This window comes from Natronoarchaeum philippinense, assembly GCF_900215575.1.
GTDB classification, from domain to species: Archaea; Halobacteriota; Halobacteria; order Halobacteriales; family Natronoarchaeaceae; genus Natronoarchaeum; species Natronoarchaeum philippinense.
The window spans coordinates 156602-177375 of sequence record NZ_OBEJ01000002.1; the positions used below are offsets into that span (position 1 = coordinate 156602).

Annotated in this window: 25 protein-coding genes and 2 tRNA genes; 14 read left to right on the plus strand and 13 right to left on the minus strand. The window is 66.3% G+C overall.

Going from position 1 to position 20774, the window contains the following annotated elements; genetic code table 11:
* From CRO01_RS07525 to CRO01_RS07540, 4 genes are all read left to right on the plus strand, one after another.
* Complete coding sequence (locus CRO01_RS07525) at positions 1-1086, plus strand: DUF58 domain-containing protein (RefSeq protein WP_143824927.1); 1086 nt, start codon at positions 1-3, stop codon at positions 1084-1086.
* Positions 1083-3317: a transglutaminase TgpA family protein gene (locus tag CRO01_RS07530; RefSeq protein WP_143824928.1), complete on the plus strand. Its 2235-nt coding sequence runs from the start codon at positions 1083-1085 to the stop codon at positions 3315-3317. Before CRO01_RS07525 ends, CRO01_RS07530 begins: the two co-directional genes overlap by 4 nt.
* Positions 3318-3419: 102 nt before the next feature.
* On the plus strand, positions 3420-3713 hold the full coding sequence (gene yciH, locus CRO01_RS07535) for a stress response translation initiation inhibitor YciH (RefSeq protein WP_097008528.1): 294 nt from the start codon (positions 3420-3422) through the stop codon (positions 3711-3713).
* Positions 3714-3882: 169 nt separating this feature from the next.
* Positions 3883-4902: a DUF7504 family protein gene (locus CRO01_RS07540; protein WP_097008529.1), complete on the plus strand. Its 1020-nt coding sequence runs from the start codon at positions 3883-3885 to the stop codon at positions 4900-4902.
* 18 nt (positions 4903-4920) lie between these two features.
* On the opposite strand, the gene CRO01_RS07545 is transcribed toward CRO01_RS07540, so the two are convergent.
* The gene (locus tag CRO01_RS07545; protein ID WP_097008530.1) at positions 4921-5328 is read right to left on the minus strand and encodes a hypothetical protein; all 408 of its coding nucleotides are present in this window, start codon (positions 5326-5328) and stop codon (positions 4921-4923) included.
* Positions 5329-5420: 92 nt separating this feature from the next.
* Here CRO01_RS07545 and CRO01_RS07550 point away from each other — a divergent pair.
* The 5 genes from CRO01_RS07550 (at position 5421) to CRO01_RS07575 (ending at position 8074) form a co-directional block, all read left to right on the plus strand.
* Positions 5421-5493: transfer RNA gene (locus CRO01_RS07550), tRNA-Pro, on the plus strand.
* A 329-nt stretch (positions 5494-5822) separates the two neighbouring features.
* Positions 5823-6017, plus strand: a complete 195-nt coding sequence (locus CRO01_RS07555) for a cold-shock protein (protein WP_015408520.1) — start codon at positions 5823-5825, stop codon at positions 6015-6017.
* 184 nt (positions 6018-6201) lie between these two features.
* Positions 6202-6903, plus strand: coding sequence for a carbonic anhydrase (locus tag CRO01_RS07560; protein WP_097008531.1), 702 nt, complete (start codon positions 6202-6204; stop codon positions 6901-6903).
* A 396-nt stretch (positions 6904-7299) separates the two neighbouring features.
* Positions 7300-7527 (plus strand): DUF7573 domain-containing protein, encoded by a 228-nt coding sequence (locus CRO01_RS07570; RefSeq protein WP_097008532.1) that lies wholly within the window; start codon positions 7300-7302, stop codon positions 7525-7527.
* 70 nt (positions 7528-7597) lie between these two features.
* Positions 7598-8074: a pyridoxamine 5'-phosphate oxidase family protein gene (locus tag CRO01_RS07575; protein ID WP_375097338.1), complete on the plus strand. Its 477-nt coding sequence runs from the start codon at positions 7598-7600 to the stop codon at positions 8072-8074.
* On the opposite strand, the gene CRO01_RS07580 is transcribed toward CRO01_RS07575, so the two are convergent.
* Positions 8071-8592, minus strand: coding sequence for an archaemetzincin family Zn-dependent metalloprotease (locus tag CRO01_RS07580; RefSeq protein ID WP_097008534.1), 522 nt, complete (start codon positions 8590-8592; stop codon positions 8071-8073). The two genes, CRO01_RS07575 and CRO01_RS07580, sit on opposite strands and share 4 nt — an antisense overlap.
* A 39-nt stretch (positions 8593-8631) precedes the next feature.
* On the opposite strand from CRO01_RS07580, the gene CRO01_RS07585 reads away from it, so the two are divergent.
* Positions 8632-9027, plus strand: a complete 396-nt coding sequence (locus CRO01_RS07585; RefSeq protein WP_097008535.1) for a UPF0146 family protein — start codon at positions 8632-8634, stop codon at positions 9025-9027.
* A gap of 27 nt (positions 9028-9054) precedes the next feature.
* Here CRO01_RS07585 and CRO01_RS07590 read toward each other — a convergent pair whose 3' ends face one another.
* From CRO01_RS07590 to CRO01_RS07600, 4 genes are all read right to left on the minus strand, one after another.
* The gene (locus tag CRO01_RS07590; RefSeq protein ID WP_097008536.1) at positions 9055-9915 is read right to left on the minus strand and encodes a phosphatase PAP2 family protein; all 861 of its coding nucleotides are present in this window, start codon (positions 9913-9915) and stop codon (positions 9055-9057) included.
* A 206-nt stretch (positions 9916-10121) separates the two neighbouring features.
* Positions 10122-10286 (minus strand): DUF6757 family protein, encoded by a 165-nt coding sequence (locus CRO01_RS16595; RefSeq protein WP_179747428.1) that lies wholly within the window; start codon positions 10284-10286, stop codon positions 10122-10124.
* Positions 10287-10362: 76 nt separating this feature from the next.
* Positions 10363-11160, minus strand: coding sequence for a PHP domain-containing protein (locus CRO01_RS07595; RefSeq protein ID WP_097008537.1), 798 nt, complete (start codon positions 11158-11160; stop codon positions 10363-10365).
* Between the two features lie 371 nt (positions 11161-11531).
* Positions 11532-11605 (minus strand) — tRNA-Val (locus CRO01_RS07600).
* Positions 11606-11689: 84 nt separating this feature from the next.
* On the opposite strand from CRO01_RS07600, the gene CRO01_RS07605 reads away from it, so the two are divergent.
* Entirely contained in the window at positions 11690-12190 is a 501-nt protein-coding gene (locus CRO01_RS07605) for a DUF192 domain-containing protein (protein WP_097008538.1), read from the plus strand.
* 1 nt (position 12191) lies between these two features.
* On the opposite strand, the gene CRO01_RS07610 is transcribed toward CRO01_RS07605, so the two are convergent.
* A complete protein-coding gene (locus CRO01_RS07610) occupies positions 12192-12806 on the minus strand; it encodes an SOUL family heme-binding protein (RefSeq protein ID WP_097008539.1) in 615 nt (204 codons plus the stop codon).
* Between the two features lie 99 nt (positions 12807-12905).
* On the opposite strand from CRO01_RS07610, the gene CRO01_RS07615 reads away from it, so the two are divergent.
* Positions 12906-13175, plus strand: coding sequence for a DUF7538 family protein (locus tag CRO01_RS07615; RefSeq protein ID WP_097008540.1), 270 nt, complete (start codon positions 12906-12908; stop codon positions 13173-13175).
* A 99-nt stretch (positions 13176-13274) separates the two neighbouring features.
* Positions 13275-15215, plus strand: a complete 1941-nt coding sequence (locus CRO01_RS07620; RefSeq protein WP_097008541.1) for an ABC transporter ATP-binding protein — start codon at positions 13275-13277, stop codon at positions 15213-15215.
* 57 nt (positions 15216-15272) lie between these two features.
* On the opposite strand, the gene otsB is transcribed toward CRO01_RS07620, so the two are convergent.
* The 3 genes from otsB to CRO01_RS07635 form a co-directional block, all read right to left on the minus strand.
* Positions 15273-16121 (minus strand): trehalose-phosphatase, encoded by an 849-nt coding sequence (gene otsB, locus CRO01_RS07625; protein ID WP_097008542.1) that lies wholly within the window; start codon positions 16119-16121, stop codon positions 15273-15275.
* Between the two features lie 3 nt (positions 16122-16124).
* Positions 16125-17765 (minus strand): alpha,alpha-trehalose-phosphate synthase (UDP-forming), encoded by a 1641-nt coding sequence (locus CRO01_RS07630; protein ID WP_310731933.1) that lies wholly within the window; start codon positions 17763-17765, stop codon positions 16125-16127.
* 192 nt (positions 17766-17957) lie between these two features.
* Positions 17958-18323, minus strand: a complete 366-nt coding sequence (locus CRO01_RS07635; protein WP_097008543.1) for a DUF5789 family protein — start codon at positions 18321-18323, stop codon at positions 17958-17960.
* 84 nt (positions 18324-18407) lie between these two features.
* Here CRO01_RS07635 and CRO01_RS07640 point away from each other — a divergent pair, with 84 nt between their 5' ends.
* Positions 18408-19145: a creatininase family protein gene (locus CRO01_RS07640; protein ID WP_097008544.1), complete on the plus strand. Its 738-nt coding sequence runs from the start codon at positions 18408-18410 to the stop codon at positions 19143-19145.
* Positions 19146-19168: 23 nt separating this feature from the next.
* On the opposite strand, the gene CRO01_RS07645 is transcribed toward CRO01_RS07640, so the two are convergent.
* The 3 genes from CRO01_RS07645 to CRO01_RS07655 all read right to left on the minus strand — a co-directional run bounded on the left by CRO01_RS07645 (position 19169) and on the right by CRO01_RS07655 (position 20728).
* Positions 19169-19627, minus strand: coding sequence for a DUF5790 family protein (locus CRO01_RS07645; RefSeq protein ID WP_097008545.1), 459 nt, complete (start codon positions 19625-19627; stop codon positions 19169-19171).
* 132 nt (positions 19628-19759) lie between these two features.
* Positions 19760-20311: a metal-dependent hydrolase gene (locus tag CRO01_RS07650; protein WP_097008546.1), complete on the minus strand. Its 552-nt coding sequence runs from the start codon at positions 20309-20311 to the stop codon at positions 19760-19762.
* A 57-nt stretch (positions 20312-20368) separates the two neighbouring features.
* Positions 20369-20728, minus strand: coding sequence for a dihydroneopterin aldolase family protein (locus CRO01_RS07655; protein ID WP_097008547.1), 360 nt, complete (start codon positions 20726-20728; stop codon positions 20369-20371).
* Between the last annotated feature and the right edge of the window lie 46 nt (positions 20729-20774).

Here is a 20774-nt window from a genome sequence, read left to right on the forward strand (position 1 = left end):
ATGAGGCTCACACGCCGCGGTTGGGCAGTTGCCGCGACTGCTGCTGTGCTGTTCGCCCTCGCTGGCGCGAACGGCCCCCGCTCGATCAACGCCGTCGTCGCGCCCGCGTTGGTGGCGCTTCTCATCGCCGTCGTGCAGGTCGGACTGCGCGACAAGCCGCCCGTCGAGCGTCGCCTTCCGGAGACCGGCTTCGTCGACGAGACGGTCTCCGTCGAGTTTGCCGTCGGCGCCGACCGACCGTTCGGCGCGACGCTCGACGACGGAGTCGGTGATGGGCTCGTCGCCCGCGGGCTCCCCGTCACGGCGACCGTCGGTACCGCTGACGCCGCGGCGAACGGATCGGTCGGGTCTCCGGCATCGGCGCGGTACGAGCTATCGCTTCGCCGCCGCGGCGAGCGACGCGTCGGGCCGATCGAGCTGACTGCGAGCGGACTGCTCGGGCTGGCTCGCACGACGTTTTACTACAACGACATCGCGACGGTGCTGGTCTATCCACGAACATTCCAACTTGCACCCCCGGCCGACGCGCTGGCGGGGCTGCCCGCGAAGCGTCCGGCGGCGGGCACCGACGAGTTCGACGGGCTCCGCGAGTACGAGCGCGGTGACTCGCGCCGCGAAATTCACTGGAAAGCCAGCGCGAAACGCCCCGACGAGGAACTGCTCGTCCGTCAGTACGACACGATCGACGACCGGGGCACGCTGACCGTCGGCGTCTCGCCGGGCGAGCGCGGCGACGGCGTCGCGGCGGCGGCCGCGAGCATCGTGGTGTATCTGCTCGATGCCGGCTTCGACGTTGCCGTCTACACGCCCGAGAAGTCGCTCGATTCGGGCGCCGGACGGCTCCACCGGCGCACGGCGCTGGCCGCGCTCGCTCGTCTCGACGGCGGGAAGTTGTCGGACGCCGACGCCGAGCGAGCCGATCTTGTGGTTCGGGGGGCCGGCGGTGATGTCGTCGTTGCGGATGACGAGGGTACCGTCTCGTTCGACCAAATCGTCGCCACCGACGACGGCGACCGCGTCCGTCACGAGCGCCCGCTGGAGGGTGCCGGCAGCGCCGAGCGGGCCGGCGGCGAGGTGGTCGCGTGAGCGTCTCGATGCCTGCGGCTGGCCGGACGTACGACGACCAGCGGATGCTCCGCGGCGCCGCACTCGCCAGCGTCCTCGTCCTGACGGCGTCGTACGTCAGCGTTCTCAACGAGGTGGCGGTCATCGTCGGCGGGGGGTCAGACGTGGTGCCGGTCGCGCTGGTCACGCTGCTCGTCGCCAGCGTCGTCGCGGCGCTGGTCAGCGAACGCACCGCGATCAGCGCGGCGCTGCTCTTGATGCTCCTCGGGAACCTCTGGTATATCCAGTCGACGCCGGCGACGGTCGGCCTCCTCCTCGATGCTTGGCGGGTGTTGCTGTCCGACGCCGTGTCGCTGCTGACCGGACTGTCGGTGGTCCAACTGTCCAACGCTGGGGCGTGGGCGGTCGGCTCGGTCCCGGCACCCGTGTTCCTCTCGTGGTATCTCGCGGTGCGACGCCACTACGCGGTGAGCGCGGCTATCGGCCTCGCCCCGCTGATCGTGTTAGTGTTGACCGGTGATGCCGGGACGCTCGTGACACTCGCGGGCGTGCTCGGCGCTGCGGGTGCGGTCGGGTTCGGCGACCTCGAGCGCCGCGGGGCCTCGATCGAGCAGGCCGACGCGCTCGCCGTCACTTTTGCCGCCATGGCGGTGCTTTCGATGACTGTGACGGTCATCCCCGCCGGAAGCGGGAGTCCACTGTCGTTCCACGGCGCCTCGGGTGTCGGCGGGGGGCAGGGCCAGACGATCGAGGGCGGCGTCATCCAGAGCGGCGGCGAGTTCCAGATACAGGGCGGCGTCGAGCTATCGCCGGAAGTTCGATTCACCGTCGAGAGCAGCCAGCCGGGCTACTGGCGGACCGGCGTCTACGACAAGTTCACCGGCGACGGCTGGTACCGAACCGGCGGAACCAACGCGTGGGATGGCGCCGTCGAGTCGCCGCCCGGATCGACCGAGACCGTCGAGCAGGTGTACGAGATCGAGCGCCCGACCGGGGCGATGCCGTCGGTGTACCAGCCCGTCGAACTCAGCGGTGACGTGGCCGACGCGACCCAGATTTCCCGACAGGGATCGCTCGTCTACGAGCGCGCGTTCCAATCCGGCGACAGCTATCGCGTCACCAGCCTCCGCCCCGACGCCGCGCCCGCACAGCTCCGGCAGACGGACTGGGACTACCCCGGCTCGATCCGTGCGGAGTACCTGCAGGTCCCCTCGAACCAGCCCGGCCGTGTCGGCGACCTTGCCACGGATCTGACAGCCGACGCCGACAACCCCTACGACGCCGCCATCGCCATCGAGCGCTACCTCGAAGCCGAGAAGACCTACTCGCTCGACATCGACCGGCCCGACGGCAACATCGCCGACGCCTTCCTCTTCGAGATGGACGCCGGCTACTGCACGTACTACGCGACCACGATGACGACGATGCTCCGCGAGATCGGCGTGCCGGCCCGGATGGCTGTCGGCTACTCGACCGGCCAACCCGTCGACGACGACCGCTACGTCGTCCGGGGGCTCAACGCCCACGCGTGGGTCGAAGTGTACTTCGAGGGCGAGGGCTGGGTGACGTTCGATCCGACGCCGTCCGATGGACGCCAGCAGCTCCGTGAGAGCTGGGTCCAGCGCGCCCGTTCGGCCGGCAACGACGCCGTCGACACCGACGAGAGCCGCGACCAGCCACCGACGCAGTACGAAAACGAGACGGCCTCGACCCCCTCGATCGACGACCCGGACGACGATACGAACTCGACCAACACGACCGATCCCGAGGACACTAATCGGACGAACTCGAGCGTCCCCTCGATCGAAGAGTTCGAGGAGCAACCCGACGAGACCGGCGGCCCGCTCTCGTGGCTCCCACCGCCCGACATGCTCGCGGTCGCAGCGATCGCCCTGCTCGGGCTCGGAGTGCTGTCGCGCCGAACCGGGCACGCCGCCCGCGCCCGGCGTGCTATCGGCGTCCATCGGCAGGGCCGCGGTCGAACGCCCCGCGAGGACGTCGAGCGCGCGTTCACCCGGCTCGAATACCTGCTCGCCCGCGAAAAACGACCACGATCACCGACCGAGACGCCCCGGGAGTACGTCGACCGGATGGCCGCCGACCGCGACGACGAGCGGATCGACCAGCTCCGGCGGCTCTACGAACGGGCACGGTACGGCGATGACCTCGGGCCCGCGGAGGCAGACGAGGCCGTCGATGCCATCGATGACCTCGTGGCCGAGCGGACCCGGTGGATGCCCAACAACCGATAGCGCCGGACACCCGTGTCGGCCCAGCGACGGCGCGAAAACGGCCGCCAGCGCCATCCGGGTCCCGACAGTGTTTAATAGGACCCATTCGTACACCCGGTTGTAATGTCGGAAGTCTGCTCGACGTGCGGGCTGCCCGAGGAGCTTTGCGTCTGTGAAGACGTCGCCAAGGAATCTCAGCAGATCCAGATCCGCATTGACGAGCGCAGATACGGCAAGGAGGTAACGATCATCGAAGGGTTCGATCCGAACGACGTGGACCTCGACAGCCTGTCGTCGGACCTCAAGTCGAAGTTCGCCTGCGGCGGCACCGTCGAGGAGGGCCAGATCGAGCTTCAGGGCAACCACTCGGGCCGCGTCGAGGATTTCCTCCGCGACCGCGGCTTCAACGTCGCCTAGCACTGTTCGCCCGCGCTCGCCGGGCGTGTAGCGAGCAGACGATCGTTTCTCGTCTCCCCCACAGCTTCTTTCCGATGCCGGAACAGTATTGTTCGACGAGCGTCAGGTACGCACAGACGGCTTGTCGGCTGTCCAGTCCGGACAGTCATCACACCGCAATCGGTCATCCATGAGCGAGGAACTAATCGACGTTGCAGACGGGGCCAACGCACTCTTGCTCGGCGGCTCGGACCAGCAGACCGAGCGTTGCTGTGACGCCCTGCTCGACGTTGGCAGCGCCGACCGCCGCGGCGAGCTTTCGGTCACGTTTTCCGAGGATGTCACCGACCGGGAACGCCTCGACACCGGCTCGACGGGACGCCAGTCCGCCAAGCGCGGTCACATCACGGTCGGGGACGTGCTTCGGTCGGCCGACGACTCCGCGCCTTCCTTCGAGGAGCCGGTCGCAACCGATATCGTCGAAGATCCCGCGGACCTCAAGGGGCTCGGCACCAGCGTCAGCCAGTTTTGCGAGGCGTGGGCCGACAGCGGCCACCTGATGGTGCTCTGTTTCGACTCGCTGTCGGAGTTGCTGGACCACCGCGACCCGCAAGTCGTGTTTCAGTTTCTGCACACGCTGCTCGAACGCCTCTCGTCGGTCGATACTGTCGCGCACTTTCATCTCGATCCCGCCCAGTTCGACGACCAGACCGTTGCGACGTTCGGATCGCTGTTCGACGAGGTGATCGACCCCGAGACGGCGACCGATCTGGTCGACGAGTCAGCCCTCGAGGACGCCGAAAGCAGTGCGGAAGACGACGACGGCAGCCCGAGTCTCAGCAACGGCATCCCGGCGACGAGCGGCTCCAGACAGGCCAGTGACGGCGACATCGCCGCCAGACTCGACGCACACGGCGAGGAGTACGAGGTCGCGGACGGCGGCCGAGCGTCGCCCTCGACGAGCGCGCAGGCCAGCGACGACGACATCGCTACCCAAATCCCCGATGTCGACGACGCCGAGTCGGCCACTCAGACCGACGACGGCGGCGACGCCGACGCGGGGCGTGATGACGCCGGACGCGACACCGGGTCCGAACGCGATGACGCCGACGCCGCGTCGTCGAGCGACGAGGACGGTGCCGACTCCCAAGAAAACGCAGACGACGAAGACAGCATCGACGCCGACGACCTCGACTTCGATTTCGGCTGAGTCGTCGGATAGCTCGCGCTACTGCGTGACGATGTCGGCGACTTCGTCGACGATCGGCGTCACGGCGACGCCCGGTTCGAAGGAGAGATACAGTCCCTCCGCGCCGTCGAGCACCCGAACGACGGTCGTGTAGTCGGTGTACGTGACAAAGCCCCGCGTCTCCTTGGCTGGCGGATACAGATCCTCGAACAGCTTGCGTTCGGTAAAATCGACGTGCATGTACGAGTGGAGCCGATCCCCAACGTCGTCGAGCGCACCGGGATCGTCGTACTCTTCGAGGACGCGGTCGCTCGCGTACAGTACCTGAAACTCCTCGACAGTGTACTCGGCGGCGACGATCACGCGGTCGTCGCTTTGCTCGCGAGCGAGTTCCGTAGCCGCCGCGGCGTCGAAGTCAACGTGTGTCGGCGCGTTCGTGATCGGCATACGTTCACGTTTCTCTGTGGTATTGTTAAATATACTCACGCCCACGGGGGGAGCGAAACGCTTTACCCGTACTCGGGCGAAGGGCGTAGTACGGGACCGTGGGGTAGCTTGGTATCCTTCGAGCCTTGGGTGCTCGCCACCTCGGTTCAAATCCGAGCGGTCCCATATTGCTGCCGCGAGCAACTCCGTGAGCGGCAGCAATCTGACGAGCGAGGATTTGAACTACGCGAGACGAGCGACGCGAGTCTCGCACCGAGTTCAAATCCGAGCGGTTCCTGTCTGCTGTGGACCGGTTCTAGTTGAGTTCCAGATCGTGGGCCCTCAGTATGCTCGCTGTCGGTGTGTGATTGATCATTGGCCAGTCACTCGGGTGCCGCCACACCGCAGACGGCGTGGCGTTCGGCCACATCCAGCGGTAGCAGTCGCGTGGACGGCTGACACGGCGGATCGACTCCGGAAAGGTTATCCGTGTCGTGGGGCTTTGTTGAGAAGCAATGGCAACTGGAACGGTTGACTTCTTCAACGACACTGGCGGCTACGGTTTCATCGACACTGAGGACGCGGACGAGGACGTTTTCTTCCACATGGAGGACGTCGGCGGCCCGGACCTCGAAGAGGGACAGGAAGTGGAGTTCGACATCGAGGAGGCCGACAAGGGTCCCCGCGCGACGAACCTCACCCGGCTGTAAACGCCGAGTAACCTTCCTACTATCCTCACATTCCACAGCGGCAGCGCTGTCACGTAGTTGACACGCGCCGCCGTCGAGTGGCGACGCAGTTTGCTGGTCGACGGCCCAAGAGCCCACCTACCGAGCGCGAGCGACGACGCCGCGGGGCAGTTGGTTTATTCTCTCGCTTGGACGAATGTCAAGTATGGCGCGCGACATCGTTCGGGAGCTGTTAGATCGCAACCGCGAGCACACCGACTCGCTGCCGGCCGGCTACTTCGACACCGTCCGGTTCGGTCAGCAACCGCCGGTCGTCTCGGTGTGTTGTTCGGACTCGCGTGTCTCGCAAGAGGGGATGTTCGATGTCGACGAGCCGGGGTATCTCTTTACCGCGAGCAACATCGGTAATCAGACCCGCGACGAGCACGAGGGTGAGTTCGTCGTCGACGGCAACATCATGTACCCGGTAAAACACACTGATACACGGACTATCGCGGTCGTCGGCCACACCCAGTGTGGCGCCGTGACAGCAGCCTATAACTGGGTGCGCTACGGCGACGAAGTCGACCACCCCGGCATCCGCGAGCGCGTCGGGAAGTTGGTACCGATTGTCGAGAACGGACTCGACAGCGGACAGATTGATGCCGATGCCGCCGACGCTGCTGTCGTCGACCAACTCGTCGAGTACAACGTCAACCAACAGATCGGGTTCTTGCTCGACAACGCCGACCTGTCCGAGGACGTGTCGGTGTACGGGTTCGTGTACGACTTTCACGGTTCGTACGACGATGTCGACGGGCGGACCTACGCGGTCAACGCCGACGGCGAAGCCGATCCCGCGGCGATCCGCGATCTGCTTTCCGAGGAGTACGAGGTGTTTGGCCACTCGCTGCTCGGGCCGGCGTAGCGACGTGATGACGGTCGTTGCGTTCGGTTGCAGCCGATTACGGCGCCATCTAGACACGATAAATGTCGGGCTGGTTCAACATAGTTTCTTATACCACGTCGCTCGAACTAGACATACGGATGAGGTTCACGAGTCCATCTCGGAGCCGGCCGTCGACACACTGCCCGCAGAACTCGACTCCCCGCGCGCGAAACTGGTGTACCTCTACATTGCTACCGCCGACAGCGCCCATTTGACCGACCTTCAGGCGACGCTGGGGCTGAAGAAGATCACGCTGTTTAGCATTCTCGACACGCTGCAGGGTCGCGACCTGATCGAGGAGCGCGGCGACGCCTACGCCGTGGCATCCTGACCAAGCGCGAAACGGATTTGTAGCTGCCAGTCGAACGCCGGAGCGTGTCCGACGACAGCTCTCTGGCGGATTTCGGCGACGAAGCGGACGACCCAGACGAGGCCAGCGACATCGCCGATGACGCCGCTGGTACCGCTGTAGTCACCTACCAGTGGGGTACCGAAACCACCTGCGAGCGCTGCGGCGAGGCGACGAGTCGGCTGTGGCGTCCGGACGACGACGCGGGCGAACCAGACACCGCCATGGTCTGTGTCGACTGCAAACGCTGGTAGCCCCCGAAGCCACGCAGTCGACTGCCGGTGCTCACAAGCTACAAGGTCCGGCCCTGCGTGTGATAAGACGATTCCCGTGTCCGACCGTAGCGAGTTCACCTGCACCGGCGTCTGGTCGCGCGAGCGCGTCGAGTCGTTTCTCCGCGAGACGACCGTTCCACTCAGGCTCTCGTGTCACACGCCGGCCGGTCGGCTCTGGATGCTCTCGCTGTGGTACCGGTACCGGGACGGCCGGCTGTGGTGTGCGACCGCGGCCGACGCCGACGTGGTCGAGTATTTGCGCGCCGACGAGGAGGTCGCCTTCGAGATCTCGACGAACGACCCGCCCTACCGTGGCGTGCGGGGCAACGGCGTCGCGCACGTCCGGTCGGATGGCGGCAAGGAGCTCTTGGCGTCGCTGCTGGAGCGATATCTCGGTGGGACGGAGTCGTCGCTGGGCGATCAGCTACTCGATGACAATCGCGAGGAAGTGCGCATCGAAATCGAACCGAGGCGGGCGTTCAGCTGGGACTTCTCCGAACGAATGGCCGACGCAGTCGACGACTAAAGTACCTGCCGCTGGCAGGTGCCACAGAGCGTTTCCTCTTTGACATCGACCTCCCGGACTGTCGGCGAGAAGTTCATCACACAGCGGTTGTTGTCACAGTGTTCCAATCCAAGGGTGTGACCGATCTCGTGGACGATCTCCTTGCGAACCCGGTCGCCGAAGATTTCGTCGGGATTGCGCTCGGAGAACCCGCCGTCGCTGGAGGTCTGGAGGCGGTACGTCGAGACGACGCTCCCGTTACCGTCGAGGTACGCCAGCCCGAAGACGTAGTTACGCTTGCGGTAGAACAGGTCCTTGGCGGTGACGGCGATGTTTTTCTCTCCCGACCCGATGTGACTGGCCATCTCGATGAAGTCCTCGGCGCGGTACTGATTTCGGTTAGCGTCGAACGCGCCGTCGGGGATCGGCTGGGACTTGTGGACGGTGACATCACAGTCGTATACCGTCCGGAGGCCGGCAGAGGCCTTCCGCTTTACCTCCGCGGGAAGGTCCCCCACCGGGACGATGTCAACGAGCATGGGAACCACTAATATCGCCCCGAGCATAAATATCCCGCCGTGCCACACGCTGATTCCGACGCGCTCGTCGAACGACTCGCCCGCTTCGAGCGCGTCGTCGAGGTGGGCGTCGGCCGTCGCCCCGGCGTCGCCGCCGCGCTCGCGGACGCCGGCGTCGACGTGACCGCGACGGATGTCGTCGCGCGCGAGACGCCGGCGTCGGTCCAGTTCGTCCGCGACGACGTGACCGATCCGACCCGATCGGTGTACGCCGACGCCGACGCGGTCTACGCACTCAACGCGCCGCCGGAGCTGCATCGCCCCTGCGCCGAGATTGCCCGTGCTGTCGATGCTGCGTTCCTCTTTACGACGCTCGGGTACGATCAACCCGCGATTTCAGCCGAGCGGGAGACGCTTCCGAACGAGACGTTGTTCGTGGCTCGTCGGACGAGATGACAGTTGTCCGCCGGTTCGGAGATGCCGTCAGTCGGACCAGTTGACGCTCCGTCCGTTCGACCCGCTCCGTCGCTCGACGAGGCGCTGCTCGGTCCACGCGACGATCCGATCGGCGGCGTACACCGCGACGGCTCCGAGCACGATGCCGGCGATCACGTCGGTCAGCCAGTGGATGCCCAGATGCATCGTTGCGATCATCACGCTGATGCCCAGTACCGTCGCAATCGGCGTCCACGCCGGGTACTCCTCGCGGCTCATCAGCGCCAGCACCATCGCCGTCAGCGACATCGAGGTGTGCAACGACGGGAACACGTTCGAGCTGTAGTTGATCATCGCGGTCAGATACATCACCTCGGGGAACTGGGTGTACATCGGCTGGGCGACCGCCGTCGGCATCATGTTCCGTGGCCCGTAGGCGACAAAGAGGGTATAACAGATCACGCCGACGCCGTAGTTGATCGCGTAGGCGGTCAACAGCACCTTCAGATGCCGGAGTTGGTCGGCGACGAAGTACGCCACCAGCGGGAACACCAGCAACACCACGTAGCCGAACACGTAGATCCCCGCGAAGTAGAGGAGTGCGGCGTCGGGGAACAGGTCCTGTATCCACGCGACGAACTCGCCTTCGAGTTCGTAGATCTGGCCGGTCGCTTTCCAGCCCACCAGCCGCGAGGCCTTGAGACTGTACTGCAGCAGACCCTTGTTGATCAGCAACACGGCGACAAGCCCGCCGAGATACGGCACGATCTCACGAAAGCGTCGCTTGCGCTCTGCGGGGCTCCGTAGAATCGCCGAGAGGCGATCCACTCCCACGCAGCCCACGAGAAGGGCTCCAAGGATCACGCCGGCCACCGCTGCAACGACGGCCAAGATCTGGAGCAGGATCATCGGATACCTACCACTACCTTCTCGACCATAAAGAAGGTATACATTTTGTCAGACACTCACAACGAGTGCCACAGAGTCACTAGCGAGAGCGTACTTCGCCGTCAGTCAGCAATCGAGAATAGTTGCGGCAGGCTATCATGGACGACCGCTCCGTCATGCGGATCGATAGACGGGATCACTCGTCACGTCCGGAACACGCTGGGAGGTCAGTCTTTGTGGTCTACGTCGACGCGCTCGCGGAGGTCTTCGAGGGCGTCGGACTCGGCGAGCTCTTCGAGACGCTCCTGAAAGTGCGCCTCACAGAGTCCCACCTTGATGCCGTCGGATTCGGCGGCGACGGTGGCGTCGTCGTCGCAGTAATGACACTGCATACCTTCTCTATCCGCCCAAGCAGTTTGAACGCTACGGCTTCGGCCGCGCCCGCCGCGGTCTCCATACGCACACGCCCTACGATTCGTCGGCCCGCTTGAGAGCATCCTCGATGGGCTGGTAGTCGGCTTCCGATAGCCCGGCGACGCCGAGCTGTTCGTCGTGGGCGTCGCTCCCACCAGTCGCCACCAGATCGTGCTCGCGGATCGAACGCTCGACCGGTTCGTGATCGACCGCCTCGCCGTAGGGATAGTACCGCTCGACGGCGTCGAGGTCGCTCGTCAGCGCCAGCGCCGACGCCGGATCGTCGTACCGCAACGGGTGGGCCAGTCCGACGAGCGCGCAGGCCTCGTCGAGGACCTCGCGCCCGCGCTCGAACGTCGGCAGCGTCCGCGCGGTGTAACAGGGACAATCGTTGCCGATCAGTTCCGCGAAGGCGCCCTGATAGTCCTGCGGGAGATCCGGATGGTCGGCGATCGCCCGCGCGATGTGGGGCCGGCCGATCCCCTCGTGGGCGTCGACGCCGAGAGCGACGCCAGTCCGGTCCTCGACGGCGTCGACGATCGCCCGCCCGCGCTCGATCCGATCGCGCTGGAGTCGTTCGATCTCCTCGTCAAGAGCGGGCGTCGAGCGCGCGCCGTAGCCCAACAGATCGACGCGCTGGCCGCTGGCGGCCTCGACCCGCAACTCGATCCCGCGGATCACCGTGACGCCGTCGAGCGTCGTCACCGGAGCGTCGAGGGCGGGCTGCAACCGATCGTGGTCGGTAACCGCGACGACATCGACGCCGGCCGATCGGGCAGCCGCCGGAATCGTCTCCGGCGTCAGCGCGCCGTCGGACGCCGTCGTGTGGACGTGGAGATCAGCGTACACCATGCACGTACTCGGCGCCCGCCGGCGCAAAGTCGTTGCGCACGCGGTCGAGGCGATGCCGGTGGTGGGGTGCCGCCGGAGATCGGTTTACTGGTGGGTGCTCGGTGGGGGTTGGGAGTGAAACGCCGTTCGGGCGGGTTCGAACCGCGAGGACTTCGCTTCGCTCGTCCTCTGGGCTCGAACCCGCGTTTCCACTTCGACGGCGTAGCTCCTCGCTACGCTCGTCGCGTTACGCCGTCAGAAGTGGGTTCGGGCGGGTTCGAACCTCGTTCGTTCCCGTTCGCTCGCTGCGCTCGCTCACCTCTCACTCTCTGGTTCGAACCTCCCTCGAGTAAACGATTTGACTGCTCACGTCCGTTCGCAGTCAAAGTCGATGGGTTCGGGCGGGTTCGAACCGCCGATCTCGGCCTTGTAAAGGCCACGTCATAACCAGCTAGACTACGAACCCGACAGTCGAACCGAGAGGATCCGACGAAATAACGCTTTCTCTCTCGGTCGGTAGCCTTACCTCGGGACGCACCTACGATCACGTATGGCAGACACGCGCGCGACAGCGGCAGTCGGAAGCCTCGTCGTCGTCTTGCTGCTCGGCGCGCTGGCGGTGCAGGCGGGCTACGTCCCGACGCCGTGGGCCGACCAGTACGGCGAGGCCACGGTGACGATCGCCGACGAAGACGGCGAACGGCTCGCGGTCGTGCAGGCCGAGGTCGCCGACACGCGCCACGAGCGCTACACCGGGCTGAGCGAACACACCTCGTTAGAGCCCGGTCGCGGAATGTTGTTCGTCTACAATGAGGCGGACGACCGCACCTACGTGATGCGCAACATGTCCTTCGGCATCGACATCGTCTACGTCGACGCCGACAATCGGATCACCGAGATCCACGAGGCCCGCGCACCCGGGCCGAACGAGAACGGCGAGTCGATGCAGTACCCCGGCTACGGCCAGTACGTGCTCGAAGTGCCAAAGGGGTACATGGCCGAGCACAACGTCACCGAGGGCGACCGCATCACGATCGAGTACAACGAGTGACTCAGGCGACCTCGATCGCAACCTCGTTCCGGCGCATGAACGGCGGCGTCCACGGGTCGTCGTAGCGCAACAAGAACGGTTCGCCGATCGCCTCGACGCCGTGTTCGTCCAGCGTGTCGAGCAGATCGCGTTCGATCCGATCGACACGACCCGATGTCGCGTACCACGAGAACGAGCGTACCGCCAGCACGCGCTCGCTCTCGCTGCGTACCGTCACGTCCGGATCCGTCGGCTCGGGCGGCGTCTCGACGCCGTACTCCGGCGGGAGGTAGAACCCCATCGTCATGCCGTCGCCGGACTCTTTGGAGCGGACCGGCGCCGTCATCGGGATCTTCGTCGATTCCGACCGGACCGGCGCCGTCATCTCGATCTCGCTGGCCGTCTCGTTGTCACCCGTGATGTAGTTGAACAGCCGCCGAAACGCGGTCGTTTGGTCCTCAGCGGTCGTCTCGGCGACCGCGATGGGCGGATACCGTCGCAACTCGACGCCGTCGACCATCCGGATGGTCGTCGACGGAACCGGATCGGCGCTTTGTCTCGCGTACAGCCCCCACGCCGTCCACGCGGCCAGCGCCCCGGCGGCGACGGTCGCCAGCGATTTGCGGGTCAGTGCCATACTCTCAGTAGCGCCCGACCAGTCATAAGTCCCGCCGCTGGCTGGGCGTGACGACGCCTGATCGTAACGCATACGCGCCCGCCGACAGCAGGGAGAGACATGGGTGAGCACGTCGACGCGCTCGCGGACCGCGAGGGGTGGCGCGCCGAAGACTTCGCGGCGCGGGTACACTACCAAGGCGCCGGAGACGCCTTCAGCATCGAGTACTACGAGCCGAGCGACTGCGTGCTCTACTGGAAAGTCAAAGACGACGGCGAGACGGCCGTTCCAGTGGGTCGCGACACCGTCCCCGATCCGCTGCGCGAGCGCATTCGTGAGGACCTCGCAGCCGCCGGCATCGACGCCGATGCCGAAGACCGCCGACTCTGAGCGGCGGGACGCCACACTCCAATTTGCGAGGCCCGAGAAACCGGCACCGTTCGGGTCACTCGCAAACGCTTTTAGACGGCTATCCGCTAGAGCGGGGTCATGAGCGGCGTCGATCTCGACGAGGACGATCCCTTCGAGGAGCAGCGGGAGCAGGTCGAGAACCCGATGCGCCGGCTGTTTCGGGTCTACGGCGGAGACTACAAGTTCTCGGCGACCGTCGGGGTTGTCGGCAGCCTGTTCGCCCGCCTGTTGGATCTCGTGCCGCCGATTTTGCTGGGGTTCGCGCTCGACGCCATCTTCGAACAGAACAAGGAGTTCTCGAGCATCTGGTTCGTGCCCGACAGCGTGATCCCGGCCGACCAACAGGGCCAGTTACTCCTCACCGTCGCGCTGATCGCTGGGGCGTTTTTCACCGCCGCGGGCTTTCACTGGGTTCGAAACTGGGGGTTCAACGACTTCGCCCAGAACATCCAGCACGACGTTCGCACCGACACGTACGACAAGATGCAGCGGCTGAACATGGACTTCTTTGCGGACAAACAGACCGGCGAGATGATGTCGATTCTCTCGAACGATGTCAACCGACTGGAGCGCTTTCTCAACGACGGGATGAACTCGATGTTCCGCCTGCTCGTGATGGTCGTGGGCATCGCGGGCGTGCTGTTCATCTACAACTGGCAGCTCGCGCTCGTGGCCCTGCTGCCGGTGCCCCTGATCGGCCTCTTCACCTACAAGTTCATCCAGATCATCCAGCCAAAGTACAAGGAGGTGCGCTCGACCGTCGGCAAGGTCAACTCCCGGCTGGAGAACAATCTCGGCGGGATCACGGTGATCAAGTCCTCGAACACCGAGCCCTACGAGTCCGACCGCGTCGAGGACGTCTCGCAGGACTACTTCGATGCCAACTGGGACGCGATCGGCACCCGGATCAAGTTCTTCCCGGGCTTGCGGATCCTCGCGGGGATCGGCTTCGTCGCGACGTTCCTCGTCGGCGGGCTGTGGGTACTCGCGGGCGAGGGCGGGGAGGCACCGTGGATCTTCACGATCCCGCTGTCGGCCGGCGAGTTCGTTACGTTCATCCTGCTCACCCAGCGCTTTATCTGGCCGATGGCCCAATTCGGACAGATCATCAACATGTACCAGCGCGCTCGGGCCTCCAGCGCTCGCATCTTCGGGCTGATGGACGAACCCGCCCGGATCGAGGAGGACCCCGGCGCCGAGGAGCTGGTCGTCGAGGACGGCTGCGTCGAGTACGACGATGTCACCTTCGGCTACGAGGACGGCGAGACCATCATCGAGGACGTGAGCTTCGACGTCGAGGGCGGCGAGACGCTCGCGCTCGTCGGGCCGACCGGCGCGGGCAAGTCGACGATCCTCAAACTGCTCATGCGGCTGTACGATGTCGATGAGGGCGAGGTCCGAATCGATGGGACGAACGTGCGCGACGTGACGCTGCCCAGCCTCCGGCGCCAAATCGGCTACGTCAGTCAGGACACGTTCCTGTTCTACGGCACCGTCGAGGAGAACATCCGATACGGCGCGTTCGACGCCGATCGCGAGGACGTGATCGAGGCCGCCAGAGCCGCCGAGGCCCACGAGTTCGTCCAGAATCTCCCTGACGGCTACGACACCGAGGTCGGCGAGCGCGGCGTCAAGCTCTCGGGGGGCCAGCGCCAGCGCATCTCGATCGCACGCGCGGTGCTTCGGGACCCCGAGATCCTCGTGCTGGACGAGGCGACCAGCGACGTCGACACCGAGACGGAGATGCTGATCCAGCGCAGCCTCGACAAACTGACCGAAGATCGGACCACGTTCTCGATCGCCCACCGGCTCTCGACGATCAAGGACGCCGACGAGATCGTCGTCCTCGAAGGCGGCCGGATCGAAGAGCGCGGGCGCCACGAGGAGCTGATCGACAACGACGGGCTGTACGCCCACCTCTGGGGCGTCCAAGCCGGCGAAATCGACGAACTACCCGACGAGTTCGTCGAACGCGCAGCGAGGCGGCAGGCCAGAACTGAGGCAGACGGTGACGACTGACCGGTCGAGGTGACGGCTGGCCGTCGACGCCCTCCTCGATGGCCGTCGACACCGTCCTCAAGCCTCACCGTCGGCGTCGCCCGCGACGTGACGCCGCCCCGTCCCCGCAAGCCAGCCCACGAGCGCCCGCACTGCCTCGGGATCGGAGAGCGCGTGTTCGGCGGCCGTCTCCGTCCGCCCGACCGCAATGCCGACGCCGTCGTCCAGCGCAGCGAACGCGTCTTCGTCGGTCACATCGTCGCCGACGTAGACGGTGAGCCAGCGCTCGTCGTCGGGGACCAGTCGATCGCGCAACCACTCGACGGCGGCGCCTTTGTCCCAGTCCACGGCGGGCCGGATCTCGAAAATCTTCTTGCCGGACGTGATCCGCAGGTCGGCATCGGCGTCCGCGACGGCGGCCTCGACCGCGCGCTGTACGTTAGGCACTGCACTCTCGTCGACGCCGCGGTAGTGGACTGTCGCAGTGACGCCTTTGTCCTCGACGGCGGCGCCGTCGATGCCATCGATTCGGGACGCCACGTCGCCGGCCACCTCGCCGACGGCGTCGGCCGCCGCCGCGGCGTCCGGATGGATTTCGATTTCGGGGTCGGCGTCCTCGCCCTCGGCCGCGGGGGCTTGCAACTCCAGCCCGTGATTTCCGGCGTAGTGGACGCCGGAGACGCCGGCGCGCTCGCGGAGATCCGCCAGCGCGCGGCCGCTGACCAGCCCGACGGCGATCCGGTCGGTGTCTCGTAACGCGCGCAGGCTCTCGGGAACGCCGTCGAGCGGCGTGGCCGTTGTCGGATCCTCGACGATCGGTGCGAGCGTGCCGTCGAAGTCCGCGAGAAAGAGCAGTCCGTCGGCGCGGTCGAGCCGCCGCTCGAACGTCGAACGAAGCGTCGCCGGGACGGCGTCGTCGCCGCCCATCTGTCAGGCGTCGACCGCGGATTCCTGCTCGGGGCCGGGGCGCTCGATCCGTTCGGCCGTCCGGAACTGGCTGGCGATCCACTCGTACACGTCGGCGTCGAGGACCTGCTCGCGGAGTCCGCGCATGCGCCGCTCGCGCTCGTCGGCGGGCATCGACAGCGCGCGCTCGATGGCGTCGGCGACGGCGGGCGTGTCCGAGGGGTGGATCAACACCGCGTCGTCGCCGAGTTCGTCGCTGGCGCCCGCGAGCTCCGAGAGTACGAGCACGCCCGTTGTGTCGAGCTGGGCGGCGGCGAACTCCTTGGCGACGAGGTTCATCCCGTCGCGCAGGGACGTGACCAGACAGAGATCGGCGTGGCGGTACAGCCCCGCCAGCGCCTCTCCAGAGAGCATCTCGGTCGTGTAGACGATCGGCTGCCAGTCGGTCGTTCCGAAGCGGCTGTTGATGTCCGCGACCTTCGCCTCGACGCGCTCTTGGACTTTCCGGTAGGCGGGGATGCGACTTCGGCTCTCGGAGCCCTTCTGGACGAAGGTGAACTCGCCGCGCCACTCCGGGCGGGTCTCGAAGAACTGTTCGAGCGCTTCGAGGCGTTCGACGATTCCCTTGGTGTAGTCCAGCCGGTCGACGCCGACGCCGACGCGCCGATCCTCGAGCCCGTGGGCGTCCGCGAACGTCTCCCAGAACGACGCCGCTTCGTCGGTGTCGGCCGCGGCGGCCTGCGCGTCGGCGTCGATGCCGATTCGGAACGGCCGAACGTACGTCCGGCGGTCGTTCTGTCTGACACAGCGAGTTCCTCGGTCGACGTCGTAGTCGGTCGTCGCCTCGACGGTGTCGAGGAAGTGCTGGCAGTACGCCGCCGTGTGAAAGCCAAGCAAGTCGTTGGCCAGCAGGCCGTCGAGCAACTGCTCGGCCTGCGGACAGGCTCGGAACACGTCCCAGCCGGTCCACGGCAGGTGCCAGAACTGCATGAGGAATGCGTCCTCGCCGAGGCGCTCTCTTGCCATCTGCGGGGCCAGTCCGAAGTGGTAGTCCTGAAACCAGATCACCGGATCGGCGTCGTCACAGGCCTCGACGGCGGCCTCGGCGAACAGCTCGTTGACCTCGCGGTAGCACTTCCAGTCGTCGCGCGAGAACGTCGCCCGGGTCGTGTCCGAGTGGCTCAGCGGCCACAGCGCCTGATTGCTGTAGCCGTAGTAGTAGCCGTCGACCTGCTCCTCGTCGAGCCACACCCGCCGCAGGTCGTAGGCGGGATCCTCGGGCGGCACTTCGACCACGTCGTCGTCGGCGACGACGCGGTCGGCCTCGCCGCTCCCCCACGCGACCCACGTGCCGCCGACGGTTTGGATCACCGGGTCGAGCGCGGCGGTCAGCCCGCCCGCCGGTCGGTTGACGACGACCTCGTCGCCGTCGTACTCGTGACTGTAGGGCTGGCGATTCGACATCACGACGAGGCGGCGTCCGTCCAGAAACGACGCCGCGGCGTCGGTCGCAGCCGCCTTCGAGTCGGCGCCGCTCCCTCCAGATCGGTCGTCCGACGGCGTCACGTCGAACCACCCCGGCGGACGCGTGGGCTTGCCCGCACGTTCGGCCCCCGGCCTCTCGGTCGGCGCCGGTGCGTCGCTCTCCCGTTCGTCACTCGGCACGTCGACTGTCCGCCAGATCCGTGCTGTACGCTGGTCATGTCCCACTCCCCTCTCGATTGAGCGGTTTCGGTGAAAAGCCGCCCCACCGTTTCGAACCGTTCGGCGAGTGCTTGCCGCGAGTAAGGACTCGCTTCGATGCCGTCGCCAGCCCGTCACGTCCGGTAGGCGCTCCTTTCTCCCCGAACCGAGCACCTAGAGCGACTCCTGATCGGAGTCGGTGTCTTGGCCGGGCGCGCCTTCCTCCGGTCTGTCCTCGCCGGTCGCCGGCGGCGTCCGGTCGCTGTAGTTCTTGCGTCCGATGGCGTCGTCGCCGACCATGTTGAGCGCGGCCTGCTGAACGTCAGTTTTCGACTCGAACTTCTGTCCGCCCATCGGGTCGAGCAGTTCGGCGAGCGTGGCGCTGCCGCCCTCGTACTCCAGCTCGGCGTCGCCGTGGTCGTCGAGCAGTCTCTCGGTCGTCACCGGATACGACAGCTCGTCGAGCGCGTCGTCGAGGTAACCGAAGTCGACGCCCATCTCGCGGCTGTCGCTCCCGTTTGTCTCGGTGTCGTCTCCCATTGTGTTCTCCCGGGTGCAAAAACGCGAGGCGGACACAAACCCCTTGGCCCCACATATTTATCGCCGGCACGCCAGGGAACGCACGTGCATCTGAGCGACCGGACTTGGACCGACGCCGCCGACGCCGAGACGGACCTCGCCGTCTTGCCCGTCGGCAGCACCGAGCAACACGGCCCCCACGCTCCGCTCGGCACCGACGTGCTGACCGCCGAGGCGGTCGCTGACGCCGGTGCTGAGCGCTACGACGGCGAGGTCGTCGTCGCGCCGGCGATCCCCGTCGGCGTCGCCGAGGAACACCGCCAGTTTTCCGGCACGCTGTGGGTCTCCGAGGAGACGTTCCGCTCGTACGTCCGCGAGACGGTTGCCAGCCTCGCCGCCCACGGCTGGGACCGGGTCGTGCTGGTCAACGGCCACGGCGGCAACGTCGCCGCGCTTCGGGAGGTCGCCGGGAGAATTGTCCGGCGCGACGACGCCTACGCGGTGCCGTTCACGTGGTTCGAGTCGGTCGGCGAGCACGCCGCCGACATGGGCCACGGCGGCCCGCTGGAGACGGCGGTGCTGCGCGCCGTCGCGCCCGAACTGGTCCGCGAGGACCGGGTCGAGGACGCCCGCGAGGGCGCCAGCGACGGCTGGGGCGAGTGGCAAAGCGGCGTCAATCTGGCCTTCGACTCGGCGGAGTTCACCGAAAATGGCGTCGTCGGCGATCCCGAGGCGGGCGACGCCGAACGCGGAGACGAACTGCTCGAACTTGGGGCCGACGCGCTGGCGGCGCTACTCGACGCTATCGAGGAGCGGGACCTGAGCCGTCCCGACCGGCGCTGAGCGCGACGACAATCGGGGCGTCGTCACTCGGCCTCGGCTTCTTCGGCGTCCGCATCGGCCTCTGTATCCGCGTCGTCTGCGTCCGTACCGGCGTCTGCGGCGTCGTCGAGCGTGCCCCGCAGATCGGGGATCGTCGCCGTGAGGTCGCCGACCTGATCGTGGGCCTCCTCGATCGTCTCGATCAGCGCTTCGACCTCCTCGATGCTCTCTTCGAGGTCCTCTGCGTCGTCGAAGGCGTCGGCGCGCTGGCCCATCGTGAACCACTTCTTGGCGTCGCGCAGGTCCGACTGAGCGTCTTCCACGTCGAGTGCCGAGCGGAGCCCGTTGAGCACGCCGAGCACGTTGTCCGCCTCGGTCTCCCAGACGGCGTCGCCGTCCGGGAGCGCGGCGCGGGCGTCGTCGAGCGACGCCTCGACGTCCTCGCGCATCTCGTTTGCGGCTTCGCCGAACAGTTCGTCGTTGTCGAGCGTCGACTGGCTCATACCCCACGTTCAACCTGCCCACTGTTAAAAAGTCGCCCGAAAGTGAAAGTGAAGATCCCGCCGAGAGCTATCGAGCGCGTTGATTCGACTTTGGCGGCGGCGACGATTCGAAACGAATGTCGTCTGTCTCGGCTACGTCGCGTCGCGCCCCGAGACGACGCCGAAGGAGTCAGTCGAGACCACGACGGCGGCGTGGGCCGCCAGTGCGACAGTCAGCAGACCGGCGTTCCACCACGGCGAGTTGTACCAGATCAGATCGAGCCCCCACCACCCCTCGACGACCGGCCAGAGCGGTTCGATCGGCGTCGAGATGTCCGGCGCCGACAGCATGTCCGCGAACACGTGACTCAGTCCGCCGGCAGCGTAGCCCGCGGTGGCAAATGTGAACGTGGATCGCTCGTCGAATCGCGCGCTGGTCCAGCGCGCCAGCGGTTCGGCGAGCGCGGCGGCCGTGATCGCGCCGGCCACGACCGCGATGCCGACGACGAACACCACAGTGTGCGTGACGCCGTGGTGGTGGATCGCCGCCGGGAACAGCGACGACAGCACCAGATCCACGTCCGGAAGCATCGACGCCGCCGCCGCGAAGCCGACGAAGGCCAGACTGACGCGGTCGTCCCAGACGATCCACGCGGGCAGCGCCCACAACAGCCCCATCGCCACGTGTCCCATGACATCTACCATTGCAACCGAGTACGCCCCGACCGAGTAAAAAGCGAATGCCTGCACCGCCCGGCCGTGCTACTCGTCGCGTCGCACGGCGTCGACGCGCATCAGCGGGTAGCCGTCCTCCATCTGCATGCTGGTGACGACCTCTGTGCCCTCGTAGTCGACGACGACCTCGACCTCCATGAACTCGCCCGTCAACTCGGTGTAGCCGTGGTCGATGGCGGCGTCCAGACGCTCGTTGAGGATGTCGACGGACACCGCGGCGCAGTGGGGCTGGTTCTCGATCGACTCCTCGATGGCGCGCTCTAAACTGGACGCATTGTCGGGGCTGACCGGCGTGCCCGCGAACTGGTGGTACAGCGTGCCGAACTTGATGCCGGCCTCGAACGCCGCTCGCTCGCCGGTTGTCGGCGTCGCGTCGGTGTTGTCCATGTCAGTGACTCGTCGCGTGGCGCCCTAAATCGCATGGTACTTATCG

Coding starts and splice junctions, on each gene's coding strand:
- CRO01_RS16595 (WP_179747428.1), bottom strand. CDS start 10,286: ATGCAGTGTCATTACTGCGACGACGACGCCACCGTCGCCGCCGAATCC.
- CRO01_RS07605 (WP_097008538.1), top strand. CDS start 11,690: ATGGCAGACACGCGCGCGACAGCGGCAGTCGGAAGCCTCGTCGTCGTC.
- CRO01_RS07555 (WP_015408520.1), top strand. CDS start 5,823: ATGGCAACTGGAACGGTTGACTTCTTCAACGACACTGGCGGCTACGGT.
- CRO01_RS07580 (WP_097008534.1), bottom strand. CDS start 8,592: ATGCTCGTTGACATCGTCCCGGTGGGGGACCTTCCCGCGGAGGTAAAG.
- CRO01_RS07595 (WP_097008537.1), bottom strand. CDS start 11,160: ATGGTGTACGCTGATCTCCACGTCCACACGACGGCGTCCGACGGCGCG.
- CRO01_RS07615 (WP_097008540.1), top strand. CDS start 12,906: ATGGGTGAGCACGTCGACGCGCTCGCGGACCGCGAGGGGTGGCGCGCC.
- otsB (WP_097008542.1), bottom strand. CDS start 16,121: ATGGGCGGCGACGACGCCGTCCCGGCGACGCTTCGTTCGACGTTCGAG.
- CRO01_RS07620 (WP_097008541.1), top strand. CDS start 13,275: ATGAGCGGCGTCGATCTCGACGAGGACGATCCCTTCGAGGAGCAGCGG.
- yciH (WP_097008528.1), top strand. CDS start 3,420: ATGTCGGAAGTCTGCTCGACGTGCGGGCTGCCCGAGGAGCTTTGCGTC.
- CRO01_RS07590 (WP_097008536.1), bottom strand. CDS start 9,915: ATGATCCTGCTCCAGATCTTGGCCGTCGTTGCAGCGGTGGCCGGCGTG.
- CRO01_RS07655 (WP_097008547.1), bottom strand. CDS start 20,728: ATGGACAACACCGACGCGACGCCGACAACCGGCGAGCGAGCGGCGTTC.
- CRO01_RS07650 (WP_097008546.1), bottom strand. CDS start 20,311: ATGGTAGATGTCATGGGACACGTGGCGATGGGGCTGTTGTGGGCGCTG.
- CRO01_RS07540 (WP_097008529.1), top strand. CDS start 3,883: ATGAGCGAGGAACTAATCGACGTTGCAGACGGGGCCAACGCACTCTTG.
- CRO01_RS07610 (WP_097008539.1), bottom strand. CDS start 12,806: ATGGCACTGACCCGCAAATCGCTGGCGACCGTCGCCGCCGGGGCGCTG.
- CRO01_RS07525 (WP_143824927.1), top strand. CDS start 1: ATGAGGCTCACACGCCGCGGTTGGGCAGTTGCCGCGACTGCTGCTGTG.
- CRO01_RS07645 (WP_097008545.1), bottom strand. CDS start 19,627: ATGAGCCAGTCGACGCTCGACAACGACGAACTGTTCGGCGAAGCCGCA.
- CRO01_RS07560 (WP_097008531.1), top strand. CDS start 6,202: ATGGCGCGCGACATCGTTCGGGAGCTGTTAGATCGCAACCGCGAGCAC.
- CRO01_RS07545 (WP_097008530.1), bottom strand. CDS start 5,328: ATGCCGATCACGAACGCGCCGACACACGTTGACTTCGACGCCGCGGCG.
- CRO01_RS07635 (WP_097008543.1), bottom strand. CDS start 18,323: ATGGGAGACGACACCGAGACAAACGGGAGCGACAGCCGCGAGATGGGC.